This is a genomic window from Verrucomicrobiota bacterium (genome assembly GCA_038744685.1).
In the GTDB taxonomy this organism is placed as follows: Bacteria; Verrucomicrobiota; Verrucomicrobiia; order Opitutales; family Puniceicoccaceae; genus Puniceicoccus.
In genome coordinates this window covers 13849-29094 of the sequence record JBCDMB010000010.1, presented here as the reverse complement: position 1 = coordinate 29094, position 15246 = coordinate 13849, and the positions used below count along the sequence as shown (strand labels likewise).

Below are 15246 nucleotides of genomic sequence, written 5' to 3'. Positions count from 1 at the left end.
TTGGAGATTTTTCCTAAATCAAACGCTCTTCAACAAAGACGATGTCTCCGTCGCGAAGGATAAACACCTCAGAATCAGGATCACTAATCATGTCTGATGCGTTGATCACAAAGACTCTAGTCTCTTCATCGTCAATCTCCCGACGGATCTGCACAGAGCCTTTCCTCGCCAAGCGGGTGAAACCTCCAGCACGCGAAACCGCCTGTAGTAACGAAAGGTCCTCGTCGGGGGGAATACCGATTGCACCAGGATTTCTAACTTGCCCCAAAACCTGGACCTGCTCCAACTTGAACTGCGTCACCTGCAGATCCACCTGGGGATTTACCAGGAAGTCGCGGTTGTAAAGCTCAGTCACTTTTTCTCTGGCCTCGCCGACTGTAAGCCCCTGCACATTCACCCTCCCAATGAGGTGGAGAGTTATCGTTCCATCGGCCTCCACTCTTGAGTCTTTGTCCAAATCCTGCTGCTGAAACACTTGGATAGAAAGAATATCTGATGGCTGGATTTTATAGTTCGGAGGGGCCACTGGGACTCCACCTCGCACCGCCACGTCACCTGAAGACGGCGGATTGACTGGGACTCCTGTGCTTGAGGAAAGTGGGTCGTCTTGCGAGTATACGGTTCCGCAAACGATCGCTCCTGCCAAGAGAAAGAGATTCTTATTCGGTTTCATCGTGGGTGGCGCCGGTTATGCCAGCGCGATACCACCAAAACAAGTCTAGATCTCCCATGACTCTAATACCGGAGGCTTGCCCCTACTTGGAACAGGTTTTCGGTATAGCTCGCTGGGTTGAGATTAGAATCGTTGTCTCGATAAGTGTAAAATGCGTTTAGCGAAACCAGTGAATTGAAACGATAGCTACCACCAAGACGCACGAGATAAGTATCGTCCTCTCGGGAAGAAGTTTGATAGTCACTCACTGTATACGAACCGGTGATGTCGGTAGTGAGTTTCGGTGTGATCAGGTAGAAAAGTGTGCCTCGAACGCTAGTTCGCTCAACTGATTGTCCATCACCGCTTGTCGCAAAATCACGGTTGAGAACCAGGCGCGCAGTAGCTCGAGGAGAAACATCAAGATCAGAGCTGGAAATCAGGGTTAGTGTGCCCTCGCTGTCGTTGCTGCCATCAAACTCCCGTTCTTGATACCCGATCCTGGCGGTTGTCGAGAATTTTTCCGTCAACGCTCCAGTCAACCCCAAGTTGTAAAAGTAATCGTCAAAGTCCTGTCCGCTTTCTACGTCGGTTTGACGGTAACGAAATCCTACGGACGCATCCAGCTTCGGAGTTAGCTCATAGAACAGATCGACTGGAACCGCATAGATATCGCGATCGAGATTGTTTCCGCCGTCGTAGGTAATGTTGTCAAATCGGCCAGCCACACCGAGAGCAAACTTTTCTGAAAGCTCATACCTTATGTTGCCGTTAGCAAAGGCGGTCTGTTGCAAGACCAACGTCTGGACAGCGTTAACGTCATTCTCGTTCTGCTGCTTCTCGATGTATCCACCACTCACTCCTAGATTGTATCGAGGCCCACGAAATGCTGCGTTTCCAACAACATTCCAAAGCTCTGTATCGAAATCGCTGTTATCAGCATACCTCACGAAGCCATACATCGCGTTCAGGCTCGCATCGACATTGGTCAGACCCCTTCCAATCTCCAAGGCCAATCCTGGCTGCACGATGAACCGGACATCATCGAGTTCGTTGCTCGCATCGAGAGTCAGGTTGTCCGTGTAAGCTACGGATCCGTCGAGCTCGGCGAATAGATCCGCGTGGTCGCCTATCGAAAGAAGAGGCGATCCGAAAACTGTGGACAGTGGGGCGCAGAAAAGCCCAGCAGAGAGAAATAGATTTTTCATAGTAGTAGCAGGAAGAGACTTGAACGATGATTCCATCGACGAGCTCCGTCAAGTCCCTTCTAGGACTTGATCTATTCTAGTTTAGACTCAAAGTACCCGACCTTCTGCTTATGCCACCTTCGAAACAAAACTCTATTTTTGAGGCACCCGCACTCTTTGGATTCGGGAAACTCACTCGAGAGCCGAATCGTCCGGTCCAGTTGCGGATCCTCTGGTCGCGGGTCTTGACAGCACTCGTTCTGCTTTTGGCTGTAGCTTGGTTTGCGGGTGCAGGGGTTCTCTACCTTTTCTTCAAACACCGACACGGATTTGAAGCCGTCAGCTATCCAAAGATGCTGGTGTTGCCTTTCCGAATGGACGACCACCGCGTAGAGATGGGAGACTTTCACGTCAAAAGGGGGTTGGAGGCGGTTCAAGCGCAGGATCTCCGATCCGCTCTTCATTTGCTTCGCATCGGTATAGCGAGGTCCAAAGCCAATGCTGAAGGAAGAGTCGTGCTAGCCCAAATCTTTGAATCCGGATTGCAGAGACCCGATCTAGCAGCAGAGATTCTGGAAACGGGACTTCAGTATGCCGACGAAAACCCAGAGTTTCTCCAACCTTCCTATCTGCAACCACTTTTCCGCATTTTACTTCTCCATCAGTTTGATGATCGCATTAAAGAACTCTCCACCGAACTTCTTCCCAAACTTCCAGCCAACAGCCAAGAGGCGGCTTTGATCGCTTTCTCGACTATCCAGGCGAATATTTTTCGAGGAAACTACCAAGAGGCGGAGCGCCTCTTGGATGAATTTGGTCTTATTCAGAGCCCACAGGGCCAAATCCTTCTTGCGCAGATACGATGGAATCGCGGTCTTAGAGATCGTGCAATCGCGATACTCCACCGAGCTCTTCAACAAAATCCCGATAGAGATGATATTTTCAGTGCCCTTATGCGATTCTACCGCGAGGATGAGGAATGGGACCTCATTCTTCGTCACGCTACCATTCGGAGCATTCGGTTTCCCGAGAAGGTAGGCCCGCGGATTGACCAATTATATGCGCTGGAAGCAACTGAGGGCAAAGGAATGGTCCTGCCGCGAGTGGAAGAGATCGTCGCGGAGTTCCCGGCAAACGAAAGCGCGTTCCCTCTCGCTCAATTCGCCGCCGAAACCGGCCGCACGGATATTGCTCGGATTTCCTACGACCTTGCCCTCCAAGGCGATCTGGGCATCGCTCCCTTCACTCTCTTGCTCCAGGAATCATTGATTAGGGGAGGGGAATATGACGACGCACTTGCGTTTTCAGATCAACTTCGGGAAGAAAAACCAGAGTGGCTCAGTCGCTTGCAATCGCTTGAAGACGGTCTGCGCGCTCTAGCATTACACGGAGCGGGGAGAACTCTTGACGCACAGATTTTTGTGCGGGAATTCTTAAAATCTGACCAAATCCGCCCACAGACTCACATCGCCGTCGCGAGGATGTTTGACGAACTCGGTGCTCCAGATATTGCCAACGAGATCCTCACCGAGAGCTACCAGCGAAATCCCGCCGATCAGCCAGTCTTAGCGACCCTTGTTTTGAATGACATTACCATGGGGAAAAGTCGCGACTTTGTGGATCACCTCCGAGATCTGTTGAGGATGAGGGTTCCCAATCAGGAGGTTCTCACTGAGGCTTATCAAGAACTAGGAAGCGACCGACATCTCTTTCTTAGCGACAGGGAAACCCTCTTGCTTCGGATCGAAGAGCTCATCGTCAGTCCCTCTACAACGATCGGGTCTTAACGTCCCCCCTCATTCTGCTCGTCTTCGTCAGTCGGTAAAGCAACGGTGACTTCAGTAAAGATCACCCGCTTTTCGTCGACCTCTGTGATTCGGATACTCAGCGGGCCGTAGTGAATTTCTTCCCCCTTTTCCGGGATGCGTCCTAATTCAGAAGTAATCAAACCGGAAAATGTCGAAACGTCGTCTCTCTCCATCTCGACATCGAGCCGCTCCTCGAGGTCGTGAATGGGCGTCAGACCCGCAACCGTAAACTGGTTTACTCCGAGGTGAATTATCTCTTCATCCTCCATATCAAACTCGTCCTGAATTTCTCCCACCAACTCTTCCAAAATCCTCTCCAGCGTAACGACTCCAACTGCCCCACCAAACTCATCCACAACCAATGCCATGTGGACTTTAAGTCCCAAGAGTCTTTGGAGCGCCTCAAGAAGATCGTCTTTGAGGCCCAAGGTGGTGATCGGGCGACGAATCTTTCGCCAATCGATCTCGTGATCGGCTAACGGACTCCGAAAGACATCTTTAATGTGAATAATCCCGAGGCAATGATCCAGATCTCCCTCTACCAGCGGAAATCGGGTATGTCCTGCTTTCCTCGCTAGAGCTAGACTCTCTTTGGGGGACTCGTGCAAATCAATCCAGTGCACTTGGTTTCGCGGGAGGAGGACGTCAGAAACATCAAGCTCCGGCATCTGGATAGCTTTGTCGATAATCTTACGAACTAAGGGAGACAGGACGACATGATCCTCGCCCAACGCCCGCAGTTGCACCTCGATATCGAGAGGATTAAGGTCGTTGTCGAGGTTTAGCTGAAGGAGACCGTAGACTCTTTCTTTCAGCCTTCCAATCACCCAAAGAACTGGCCTAAGAAACAAAAGCGAAAGGGATACCACGCTTCCGCTCCGACTGAGCACCTTTTCTGGACTGCGAATCGCTATGGCTCGGGGTAGCAGTTCCGCTAGGACATAAAAGACGGCACCTGCCAGGAAACACCAGCAAAGGTAGATGAACCCGCCCAAAAACACGCCGAGCGACCCATAGAGAGAGAGCCAGATTGGTTTAGATGCTGTGAAGAAAGAACCGCTCCAAAACAAAATCAGCAGGACCCTTCCAAACCTCAAACCTCGCGCTGTTCTGTCCGGTTCTTTAACGAGCGCGCCAATTAATCGAGGCCGCGTGATACGGTCGTAAGTCTCAGGGGTGATGTGAGAATAACGGATTCTTACCAGTGAAAATTCCACAGCCACTAGCAACGCGTACACCAAGAGAATCGGCACGAGCATAGAGAGGCTAAGCGTCATCGTTGATTCCTCACCCAAGAGGTTAGCACTTCGAGGAATCTCCTATTCTCCATCATCGTGCCTGTCGATACTCTGATGTAGTCTCCCAATCCGTAGCCATCCAGAGGACGAACGATCACGCCTTCATCAAGAAAGTCTTCAAAACACTCTCGGGCAGAGTCCACCTTCACCAAGACGAAATTCGCATCACTTCGTCTGAAGGTGCACCCTATCTCTCGCATTTTCCCTTCAAAATAATCCAAACTTTCCAGATTTAACTGACGCGTCCTGCTCTGGTGTTCGTAATCGTCCAAAGCACCAATTGCCGCCTGCTGTGCACCGCTTCCCACATTGAACGGTTGCCTAACCCGCTGAAGGCTCGCAACGATTGAAGGCGTCGAATAGGCAAAACCAATCCGAAGCCCTGCAAGGCCATGAATTTTGGAAAAAGTTCTGACGCAGATGATTCGTCGGCCTTCCCGAATCAAAGGACGAAAGTCGACCGGATCCTCAAGATATTCCACGTAGGCCTCGTCATAGCAAAAGAGAACGTGCTCGGGTAGTCCTTCGACAAAATCCATGACTTGCCTCCTCGGAACCAAATCGCCTGTCGGGTTATTTGGATTGGCGAGGAATACTACCTTCGTGCGTTCATCGATATTATTAGCGAATCGGTCGAGATCATGAACGAGGTTCGGCATCTGAACGGCCCGGGCTTCTGCCTTTGCGTGCAAAGTTGCCAATCGATAGACGACAAAACCGTATTGCCCCATGACAGCATTCTCACCTGGTTGAAGATACGCAGTAGCGATCATTTCCAGAATCTCATTCGAACCATTTCCCGCCAGGATTTGGTTGGGGTCGAGATTGAATTTCTCTGCCAGTTTTTCTCTCAGCGAAAAGGCACCTCCGTCCGGGTATAGGTGCAACCCTCTCAAAGAACCTTTCAGTCGTTCAATGGCTAGGGGCGATGGACCCAGCGGATTCTCATTCGATGCCAATTTGACGATCTTCGAAGGATCCAGACCCTTCCTGAGCACGACCTCTTCAATCGGTAGACCCGGCTCATAGATGGGGCATGCAGCAATAGAAGGGTGAAGTAAATCGTCTTCGTTCACTTCGCTGCTTCTTTACCCACTCGGCCGAGGTAGTTGAGCAGCAGTATCTGCTTCCAAACTCGATAACGACCGTCTCCGGTGAGTTTACCCAGCTCCGGTCTCATTCCTCGAGGGAAGAGGATTCCCTTTTCCGTGCTCTCACGGTCAAGGACACCTTGCTCTTCGTTCAACTGGTCTATCAACTCTTCGGGGTCTTCGACAAACTTCCCGAGATCTTCTTTTGCCTGCTCCAGCTCCTTTCGGTGTATACCAAGAAGGGCCTTCGGACTTCCATTAAAAGGTTTCCGTAACACGTTCCATTCCTCAGGAAACACTCCGCCGTGAGGAAGCCAGGCATTGTCCGTGACCCAACGATTGTTCACAGAATAACTTGAATAAACGCAAAAGACGGCCGGGCGACCCGTCGCCCTTGGCGCAAATATCACTTGGAGCCGAATATTTCCGTCTTTGTTTAGGTAGAGAATAGAACCCATTTCAATCTCTCCGCTCAAATCAGCTGATAAACTACTCCGCACCTCGAAACCCAAAGAGTGAATCTCATCCTTGATACGAAGGTAATCCCGCGCTACGGGCCAGGTCACTTCCCGGTCAGTGGAACGATAGGAAGGATAAACCGGGATATTGCTCAAACTCAAAGCTCTTACGACCAACCAAGTGTAGACGCTCTCAATAAGGATCCACAGTAGAAGAAACGAGGGTGCCAAAGCCCAGTAGGGCCGGTCCGATTCAAACCAGAGCCTTGCAAGATAGGCCATTCCGAATCCAAAAAGAATCCAGCGTAACCACCTTGACAGGAGGACCAGGGAAAATGTTGGGATCTGGCGGACTCTTAACGTTACAGCGAGTAGAAGGCCTGCCAAGCCAACGACCAAAATGCCTACCACCGAATCAGTCATAACTCTCCGGTTTTAATCCAACCCTATGGTTGGTCTGAAACGGCATTTTCCTCAATTCAGCCGTAACGGCATTACCACACAAAGGAAGTTCTCCAGTGTTTTAAATACACCTGGGCTTAGCTCGTCTTTAAACTCTAGATACACTTCGTCCTGATCCACTGCTTTCAATGGATCGAGGAGAAACTGTGGATTGAAAGCGATTTGAACCTCTGGCCCTTCATACTTGATAGCCATTGACTCATGAGACTCTCCATACTCAGCGCTCCGACCGCTAATCTCCAAAAGATTTTCGGATATCTTCAGTTTCACGGAGTTACTCTTTTCGCTGATCACAAGCGCGGCTCGATGAACACATTCCTGCATCAATTCACGCTCAATCCGCACTCGGTGCTCGGTCTCCTTCGGTATCACCTGCTGATAGTCCGGGTAACGACCTTCCACGGTTTTTGAAACCAGATAGAGACTCTCAACTAAGCCGCTTTCCTTCGAGCTCTCGTTCAGCTCCACTTCAAAGGCCACTTGACGGTCGTTAAAAGTAATTTTGACCGACTCGCCCTGGCCAAGCAGCCGTTCCAGCTCGGCAACAGTCTTGGCAGGAAGAATCAAATGCCCTGCCTTACCATCGTCGACAGGAACATCGAATCCAACCATCGCCAGCCGCCTGCCGTCCGTTGCTACCATCGTTAGTTTGTCTCCGGCAAAATTGAAAAAGACTCCATTCAAGATGTAACGGGTCTCATCGGAAGATTGCGCGTAGGATACGCTCCTCAGCATAGAGAGGACCTCATCCTGCGGTAGCTGAAATTCGTGTTGGTCGTTGAAAGTCGGCAGGGGTGGAAACTCGTCTGCAGCAATCCCGAGAATTTGGTAGCTGGACCCTCCACTCTTGATCCTCGCCGATGGCTTAGAATCCGTTTCGACAAAAACCTCGAGGTTGGGAAGCTCCCGAAAAATGGAGGACAGTTTCCTAACCGGCAAAGTCATACCTCCCTCTTCCTCAATCTCCGCCTTTATCGAGCATCGAATAGCCAGATCTAGATTAGTGGTTTTGAAGGTGACCATCCCATCGGACGCTTCTACCAGAACGTTGCGTAGAATCGGCATAGTGGGCCGAGCACTCACGACATTGAGGACCTGATTGAGCCCATTGCTGAAATGGTCACGATTAACTTTGAATTTCATAATGAAGTGAGAGAAGTGCCGTTCTACCTAGTTTAGATGAAGAATAGGAGGAAAATAAAGAGTACAGTATTATTCTTATTATGGTCTGTGGATACTGTGGATAAAAACACAAATCGCTGCATGCCAATGCTCTAAACACCTTCTATTTCGCAACAATTCTGTTACGCCACGCCTGAATGGGATGGGAAAAATCTGAACAAGTCGACTTATTACAGAGCACCAACGGCCACTTCAACCGGATCTCCACAGTGTTGTTCACACAGGGCTTCGTCATTTCTTGAGGGTCTCCAAGTATTTCCAGAAGGAATCATGCTGCTCGAGCATCTGCTCTTCCGAAATGGGAAGCTTAAACCGATAGATGAAATCAGTCAGGGTATTTTTATGGAGGACGTAGTGGCAAAAGAGAGTACCTTCATGCCTCTCAAAATAGAGTCGGTACTCGCCCGCACGAAGTCGGTAAAGAGTCTTTCCGTTCCGATGGAATTTCCCGAGGGACTCGTTTAGCTCTTTAAGATTTTCGGCGGTGAGGGAGCTAATTTGCTCAACCAAGCCCATCTGAACGAATTTATCCAACCCGTCGAGCTGACGAATGCTTTGTTCGCTGAAGTTGACTTGGAACATAGGAAATTCTGAGAATGGCAGGATCGTTCGTTCTGGCAAACCGAAACCGTTGAGTTTCAATGCTTAGTGCCGGACCGTGTAGAAGCATAGGGTAGGTGGTGTTTCTTGAGTCTTGCGGGCAAAACACGGTTTCAACAGGCTTTTGGGAAAGGAGTTATTTCTAATGAAAGAAAAGACACTAGCATTTCTAACCCTCTTATTTGGGTTTACCACAAACCTTTTCAGCGACGTCGATTCTATGACGGGCGAGCGTCTCGAGGATCTTATTCGCGAACTGGCGGGAGATGAGGTTGTCGTCGGTAAAAATTGGATCGAGTTCGAGTTTCGTAACCTGCAGTTGGTGTGCATTTATGACGAACCACACAATCGCATGAGAATCATATCCCCGATCACGCGATATACAGAAGTAACTGAAAATGAGAAAGATAAGATGATGGAGTCTAACTTTCACAGTGCGCTGGATGCGCGGTATGCAGTGAGTGGAGGTGTCTTGTACGCAGCCTACATTCATCCGCTGCGTTCATTGGATTCGGATGATGTCCTATCCGCAGTCTATCAAGTTTACAGCTTACGGATCAGTTTTGGTTCAGAGTACAGCAGTGGCATCCTCACTTTCGGAGGGGATGGTGCTCCTGATGAAGAGGCGATATGATATTGAGAATCGCGAGCCATAGAGATTTATTCCAACGATTCTCTATTGGATGGATCCTAACTTTTGTGGTTTCAGTGGGCATCGTGGTTAGGGGTGCGGAGCCGGATTCACCGAAATCCCTTGGGTTTACGTTTCCCGATGAATGGGAGGAGAGGCAGGGAACCATGATGATCTTCCCGCAAAAGCACCAATACGGAAGAGATGCAACCGGCCTACGGGAGGAATTCGCAGCAATAGCAAGGGCGATTGCGGAAAATGAGCCGGTGACTGTATTTTGTTATTCCTCAGATGAAGAAGAGTGTCGGAGATTCATTGGAGAAACTCCTAATCTCACCATCCGAGTGGGTCCATTTTCAATCGATTGGGCGAGAGACACCGCTCCGATGGTTCTAAAAGGTCCTGGGGGCGAGCTAGCTTCGGCAGGGTTTCGGTTCAACGGCTGGGGCAGAAAATACCCGGGGTGGAGAGCAGACGTTCATTCCAGAGATAAAATTTCTAGGGAAATGGGGTGGCCGATCTTTCATTCGGATCTCGTGTTGGAAGGAGGATCCATCGAGATGGCTGGAGGTATCGGTATTGTGACCGAATCCAGCGTTCTCAATCCAAACCGAACGAATTGGTCTAAGGAGGATGTGGAAAATGAGCTGAAAGAGATGCTGAGCCTCGAAGAAATCATTTGGATCGAAAGTGGCTTAATGCCTGACCCTATTACTGATGGGCACGTGGACGGGTTGCTGAAGTTTGTTTCGGAAGACACTGTTTTACTCCACACAACTGACGATAGGTCGGATGTAAATTACCAGATTTGCCAGGACGCCAAGAAAACACTTTTGGCCCACAGTTTGGAGGTGGTTGAGGTACCACTGGCGGGTAACGTTGTGACGATGAATTTCTACATTGGTAGCGGAGGTTCGATCGCTTACGTTCCGGTTTCGGGAGAATCAGAAGAGGAAGAAACCGCACTCGAAATCGTCAGACAGTTTTTCGAGGTTGTTCCCTTGAAAGCAGTCGGTCTCGCTCAAGCTGGAGGTGGCATTCACTGCTACACTCAACCGATTCCACTTTAAAAGATACGAGTAACGGGCTCTTCGGCGGATGTTATCGGATACGGTCATACGAGCTAAAAATGTGACCAAGAAATTTGGCTCATTTACAGCACTGGAAGGCTTCGAGCTGGAGGTTGGTCGGGGAGATTGCGTTGGTTTGTTGGGTCCGAACGGAGCGGGAAAGTCTACCTTTATCGGGTGCCTTTATGGAGTGGTGAGACGGACGTCCGGCGAGCTCTTGGTTTTTGGACTCGATCCCGCCTCAGATGATCGTGCAATCAAACGGAGAATAGGGGTTGTTCCTCAGGAAAACGCTCTCGACGAGGGGCTTACGGTAGTGGAGAACATGCAGCTCTACGCGAGGTTTGAGGGCTTGGGGAGAGCGAACTCGACGAAGAGGATCGAGGAATTACTGGGCTACATGGCCTTGGACAAGAAACGGAATGCGGAAATTCGGACCCTCTCGGGTGGAATGAAGCGACGGCTCACTTTCGTTCGTGCCCTACTGTCTAACCCGGAACTACTAATCCTCGACGAGCCAACGACAGGTCTCGATCCCTCTGTCCGTCATTTGCTTTGGGATACGGTCGCGGACCTGCGAAAAGAAGGTAGGACAGTCCTGGTAACTACTCATTACATGCACGAAGCAGAAGCACTCTGCGACCGCATTGTGGTCATGAACAACGGGCGTTTCGTAGCCAACGGAAAACCGAGAGAACTGATTGATCGGGAAACACCCGGATACGTGGGTATTTTTCCGGGAGAGGGCGAGGCCACCCTGCGCCGTTTTGCAAATGCGGACTGGGAGATCTACCCTCAGGGCGAACAGTTCTGCGTCCGGGCACCCAGATTCGATGATTTAATTGAACTGCAGAAAGAAGTGGGTCTTGAGGCCCGCCAGCTCCGGCCGACTAACCTGGAAGACGTTTACCTGAAACTGACAGGTCGAGTATTGGAAGAGGATGACAATGGTTTCTGAGAGTTTGCGATTGGCATGGCAGGTGGTAGTCCGCAACTGGACGGTGTACCGCAAGGATTTTTTGGCCAATATTTCTCCTAGTATCGCGGACCCAGCCCTGATCCTTCTGGCTTTGGGATTTGGGTTGTCCCCATTCATAGGCGAAATCGATGGATTGAGCTATGCCGGGTATTTGGCTCCAGGCATGATCGCAACGATAGCCCTGTTCACCGCATTTTTTGAATGTAGCTATGGTTTCTACGTCACCTTGACATTCGAGTCGGTTTTCAAGGCCATGCTCACAACCCCCATCGGCGTCAACGAGGTGATCCTCGGTGAGTTTATTTGGGTGTTTATTCGTGCAGCTCTGATGGCCTTGGGGGTTTCCATTGTCTTGTTGGCTTTTGGATTGCTGCCCAATCCAGCGGCCTTGGTCTGGTGCCCGCTTCTTGCCGGACTGGTCTCTTTATCTTGCGGCGGGATCGGATTGATCGCTTCGTCTTTCGTTCGCAACATCAACCAGTTTCAAACCATATACTCCTTCCTAATCTCCCCGATCTTTTATCTTTCGGGGATATTCTTCCCGGTGTCTGGGATTCCCGTCCTTGAATACGTGGTCCAGTTTTCACCGTTTTATCATGGAGTGCGACTGATTCAGATGACGGTCTGGGGTAATGGAGTTTTTGTTACCTACCTTTGGCATGGCACCATCCTTTTGGCGTTCACACTCGTACTCGGAGCGGTCGCGTTTCACCGGATCCGAAAACGCCTGGTCCAGTAGAGGCGATGAGACGGCCAGAGGCTGACCGGATGAGTGGTAGTGCTTTTCCCTTCCCATAGCAACCGGCGTTCGCTTGATTGCTAGGATGAACTTTCTGCAACCAGGCGGATGGGTGATGGGTCTTTTTTATGGTGCTGCTGCGCTTGTGGTCTTGTATTTGTGGGCTTCGGATGTGCGTTCAAAAAGCCAGACCGGGTTTCCTGGCGCGACCCTCGCTCCGACCCGCACAGTATTGATCGCGGGTGCTGGAGGGTTAGTCATCACGCTTCTCGAGACTTGGGGCGAGAGTCTCCTCGGACTTACAGCAGAGCAGTCCGAATTGGCGGCAATCGCTATAGTCCCGCTCTTGGCAGCAGCTGTGATTGAAGAGTTGGTGTTCAGGGGTTACTTGGTGATCGACCAAAAGGGAAAAGCTTGGCTGGTCGGAAGTGTTGTTACCTTTTCATTTCTTTTCGCGGTCATCCACCCTTACCTGTGGACTTGGGAAGAGGGGAAGCTCTCGATTGAGTGGACGGCAAAAGGCGTTTTTAGCACCGCCGCCGTTTTCGCGAATAGTCTATGGTTTTATGTGGTTCGCTTTTCGTTTGGTAACAAGAGCCATTCGCTGCTCCCATGCTTCGTCGCTCATGCCGTTTCGAACGCCTCGGTTTGGGCGATAAAAGGATACCAGGGATTCTTGGTTTGGTAGGGAGACTCCTCTCGATCACTGTCTCACGGCGCCGAGTTTCCACCTCTCCCGCAGGGATGTCGCCGCGACCTTGAATTTCGAGTGAATCCCTGCCGGAAAAGCAGAAATTCAATTGATATCCCCGAGATAGAGATCGTTTTCTAGTTCCAGTTCTTTCTGGATCACTGAAACGGCATCTGTGGGAAGGAATCTGACCGAGGTGAGGGTCTTGAGGTCCAGCCATTCTATGCCGATCTGTTTGCGATCCGTTTCGGTGCCGGGAGAAGGCTCAGCGTCCTCGGGAATGGAACAGGAAAACACGGTTTCCACTTGATGGAAGTCGCGGTGGAATTTCGAGAAGTTGTGGTTTCTACCAATATACTCGCGGACGTACAGCAGTCTGCCCACGCGAACATCGAGGTTGATTTCCTCTCGGCACTCCCTAACGAGACCTTCCCGCATCGTTTCTCCGTGGATCTGACCTCCTCCGGGTAGGACGTAAAATATGCCGCTGCGATCACACATTTTAATCGCTAGCAACCGGTGGTTTCGGATGATAACCGCCCGGCAGGCATGGCGAATCCACTTCATTCCGTCTGTTTTGACTGTGCCTCAAGCTCCTCGATAAGCTTTTCCACGCCCTCCTTGATCTGCAACATGGCTTGCGGAGGGGAGACCAGCGGAATGTCGCTGACATCCCAAAACTCGACTCGATTGACAAAATCGGCGAACCGCTCGGTGAGCATGGGTTCATGCTCGTCTTTCTTCAGTGCGATGATGCGATCTGCCGCCGTGAAGTCGCTTTCGCTAAGGGGGGTCTTTGTCTTTGAGATGAATTCAGGGTCTACCTTGACAATTTTCAGACCATTCGCGGCATGGGGAGATAGGCCCTCCGGTGCTTCTTCTGGAATAATTCCCCTCGAAAAAGCCCTCCAATCGAGGCCTTTACGGTTAGCCAAATGGTTGAAGACGGATTCAGCGAATCGCGAGCGGTAGTAGTTGGCAGTGCAAATAAAGAGGACAGCAGGCATCGAAAGGTGGGTAAAAACTGGAGAAAACCACGAAGTTTTTAGAATAATAATAAAAATAAGTCTATTGTAGTTGCGATTTTGAAAATGCCGACTCCAGTTCGGTCACGTTTCACACAACCAATGTCAACTTCCAACTCAGAGACAATATCGATCGGTCAGCTCCTCGCTGACGCGGGACTGCGTCCTACTCGGCAGCGGAAAGTCGTTTACGAGGTAATTGACGAGGAGACGGACCACCCGACCGCGGAGCTGGTCCATGAGAGAGCGAAGAAAAAAATGGCAGGGGTCTCTCTAGCGACTGTCTACAACTGCCTTGAGTCCTTTGTGGCAGCAGGTCTTGTCCGCCAGCTCAATTTCCAGAGGCAGTCTTCCCGGTATTGCCCCCTGAATGAAGGCAGCCGGCACTTTGCGCACTTCCTCTGCCGCCGGACGGGGAACATCTTTGATGTCGTTCTCTCCGATAAAATCCGCGGCTTGATTGAAAAAGAACTCCCGGATGGCCTCCGTGCCGAGCATGTTGAGATCAGTGTCGCCGGGACCTCAGCGGAAGATAACCAACTTTCTCCACACACACCTGTTTCCAAGTAGAATAACCATGAGCCAACTTGAAATTAAAAACCTAAACGCCGGGATTGCGGACCAATCAATCCTCCGGGATTTCTCTCTTACCGTGCCCAAGGGGGAAGTGCATGCTTTAATGGGTCCTAACGGGACGGGAAAGAGTACCTTGGCAAAGGTTCTCGCCGGCCATGAGGACTACGAGGTGGAGAGTGGCTCCGTCTTGATGGACGGCGAAGAAATCCTCGGCGAAGAAATTGACGAGATTGCGAGAGCGGGACTTTTTCTAGCGTTCCAATACCCACTGGAGATCCCCGGTGTGTCCATTGCAAACTTCATCCGGGCAGCATTGCAGGCCCGGCAGGACGACGAAGATAAATTCGACGCTCCTGCCTACTACAAGAAGCTCTACGAGAAAATGGATCTCTTGGAGATTGATCGGAAGTTCTCATCTCGCTCGGTCAATGAGGGGTTCTCGGGTGGGGAAAAGAAACGATGTGAAATCCTCCAAATGTCCATGCTGGAGCCCTCTTACTGTGTGATGGACGAAACCGATAGTGGATTGGACATCGATGCCCTTAAAGTTGTCTCGAACGGAGTGAATTTGATGCGAGGGCCGGATCGAGGTATCTTGGTAATCACCCACTACCAGCGACTACTCGACTACATAGTGCCGGACAAGGTGCATGTCATGTATGGAGGAAAAATCGTCCGAACCGGCGATAAGGATCTAGCCGTCGAGCTCGAGAACAAGGGATACGAATGGGTTCGGGAAGAGCTGGCGGTTGCTGGCTGAGCTCAGCCGAACGAGACAAAATCTGGAACCGAATGGG

17 protein-coding genes are annotated in these 15246 nt (G+C 50.7%); 8 read left to right on the top strand and 9 right to left on the bottom strand.

From position 1 onward, the window contains the following. Positions 1-13: 13 nt before the first annotated feature. Entirely contained in the window at positions 14-673 is a 660-nt protein-coding gene (locus AAGJ81_07725) for a polysaccharide biosynthesis/export family protein (protein MEM0966018.1), read from the bottom strand. A 62-nt stretch (positions 674-735) separates the two neighbouring features. Beyond that, a complete protein-coding gene (locus AAGJ81_07720) occupies positions 736-1860 on the bottom strand; it encodes an outer membrane beta-barrel protein (GenBank protein ID MEM0966017.1) in 1125 nt (374 codons plus the stop codon). 110 nt (positions 1861-1970) lie between these two features. Here AAGJ81_07720 and AAGJ81_07715 point away from each other — a divergent pair, with 110 nt between their 5' ends. Beyond that, positions 1971-3626, top strand: a complete 1656-nt coding sequence (locus AAGJ81_07715; protein MEM0966016.1) for a hypothetical protein — start codon at positions 1971-1973, stop codon at positions 3624-3626. Here AAGJ81_07715 and AAGJ81_07710 read toward each other — a convergent pair. The 5 genes from AAGJ81_07710 to AAGJ81_07690 form a co-directional block, all read right to left on the bottom strand. Next, positions 3623-4942, bottom strand: coding sequence for a hemolysin family protein (locus AAGJ81_07710; GenBank protein ID MEM0966015.1), 1320 nt, complete (start codon positions 4940-4942; stop codon positions 3623-3625). The two genes, AAGJ81_07715 and AAGJ81_07710, sit on opposite strands and share 4 nt — an antisense overlap. Beyond that, the gene (hisC, locus tag AAGJ81_07705) at positions 4921-6021 is read right to left on the bottom strand and encodes a histidinol-phosphate transaminase (protein MEM0966014.1); all 1101 of its coding nucleotides are present in this window, start codon (positions 6019-6021) and stop codon (positions 4921-4923) included. The genes AAGJ81_07710 and hisC overlap by 22 nt, the downstream gene beginning before the upstream one ends. Further along, a complete protein-coding gene (locus AAGJ81_07700) occupies positions 6018-6917 on the bottom strand; it encodes a hypothetical protein (protein ID MEM0966013.1) in 900 nt (299 codons plus the stop codon). The genes hisC and AAGJ81_07700 overlap by 4 nt, the downstream gene beginning before the upstream one ends. A 51-nt stretch (positions 6918-6968) precedes the next feature. Next, complete coding sequence (dnaN, locus tag AAGJ81_07695; GenBank protein MEM0966012.1) at positions 6969-8099, bottom strand: DNA polymerase III subunit beta; 1131 nt, start codon at positions 8097-8099, stop codon at positions 6969-6971. A gap of 270 nt (positions 8100-8369) precedes the next feature. After that, positions 8370-8720 (bottom strand): cytotoxic translational repressor of toxin-antitoxin stability system, encoded by a 351-nt coding sequence (locus AAGJ81_07690; protein ID MEM0966011.1) that lies wholly within the window; start codon positions 8718-8720, stop codon positions 8370-8372. Between the two features lie 163 nt (positions 8721-8883). On the opposite strand from AAGJ81_07690, the gene AAGJ81_07685 reads away from it, so the two are divergent. The 5 genes from AAGJ81_07685 to AAGJ81_07665 all read left to right on the top strand — a co-directional run bounded on the left by AAGJ81_07685 (position 8884) and on the right by AAGJ81_07665 (position 12845). Continuing rightward, a complete protein-coding gene (locus AAGJ81_07685; protein MEM0966010.1) occupies positions 8884-9372 on the top strand; it encodes a hypothetical protein in 489 nt (162 codons plus the stop codon). Further along, entirely contained in the window at positions 9369-10439 is a 1071-nt protein-coding gene (locus AAGJ81_07680) for an agmatine deiminase family protein (protein ID MEM0966009.1), read from the top strand. Before AAGJ81_07685 ends, AAGJ81_07680 begins: the two co-directional genes overlap by 4 nt. A 61-nt stretch (positions 10440-10500) precedes the next feature. After that, positions 10501-11397 (top strand): ABC transporter ATP-binding protein, encoded by an 897-nt coding sequence (locus tag AAGJ81_07675; protein ID MEM0966008.1) that lies wholly within the window; start codon positions 10501-10503, stop codon positions 11395-11397. Beyond that, on the top strand, positions 11387-12157 hold the full coding sequence (locus AAGJ81_07670) for an ABC transporter permease (protein ID MEM0966007.1): 771 nt from the start codon (positions 11387-11389) through the stop codon (positions 12155-12157). Before AAGJ81_07675 ends, AAGJ81_07670 begins: the two co-directional genes overlap by 11 nt. A gap of 85 nt (positions 12158-12242) precedes the next feature. Next, on the top strand, positions 12243-12845 hold the full coding sequence (locus AAGJ81_07665) for a CPBP family intramembrane glutamic endopeptidase (GenBank protein ID MEM0966006.1): 603 nt from the start codon (positions 12243-12245) through the stop codon (positions 12843-12845). 108 nt (positions 12846-12953) lie between these two features. Here AAGJ81_07665 and AAGJ81_07660 read toward each other — a convergent pair whose 3' ends face one another. Both AAGJ81_07660 and AAGJ81_07655 read right to left on the bottom strand, forming a co-directional pair. After that, complete coding sequence (locus AAGJ81_07660; GenBank protein ID MEM0966005.1) at positions 12954-13415, bottom strand: NUDIX domain-containing protein; 462 nt, start codon at positions 13413-13415, stop codon at positions 12954-12956. Beyond that, positions 13412-13855: a low molecular weight phosphatase family protein gene (locus AAGJ81_07655; GenBank protein ID MEM0966004.1), complete on the bottom strand. Its 444-nt coding sequence runs from the start codon at positions 13853-13855 to the stop codon at positions 13412-13414. Before AAGJ81_07655 ends, AAGJ81_07660 begins: the two co-directional genes overlap by 4 nt. Before the next feature lie 120 nt (positions 13856-13975). On the opposite strand from AAGJ81_07655, the gene AAGJ81_07650 reads away from it, so the two are divergent. Together AAGJ81_07650 and sufC are read left to right on the top strand one after the other, a co-directional pair. Further along, positions 13976-14443, top strand: coding sequence for a Fur family transcriptional regulator (locus AAGJ81_07650; protein ID MEM0966003.1), 468 nt, complete (start codon positions 13976-13978; stop codon positions 14441-14443). A 7-nt stretch (positions 14444-14450) separates the two neighbouring features. Then, positions 14451-15209: a Fe-S cluster assembly ATPase SufC gene (gene sufC / locus AAGJ81_07645; GenBank protein MEM0966002.1), complete on the top strand. Its 759-nt coding sequence runs from the start codon at positions 14451-14453 to the stop codon at positions 15207-15209. Positions 15210-15246: the final 37 nt, after the last annotated feature.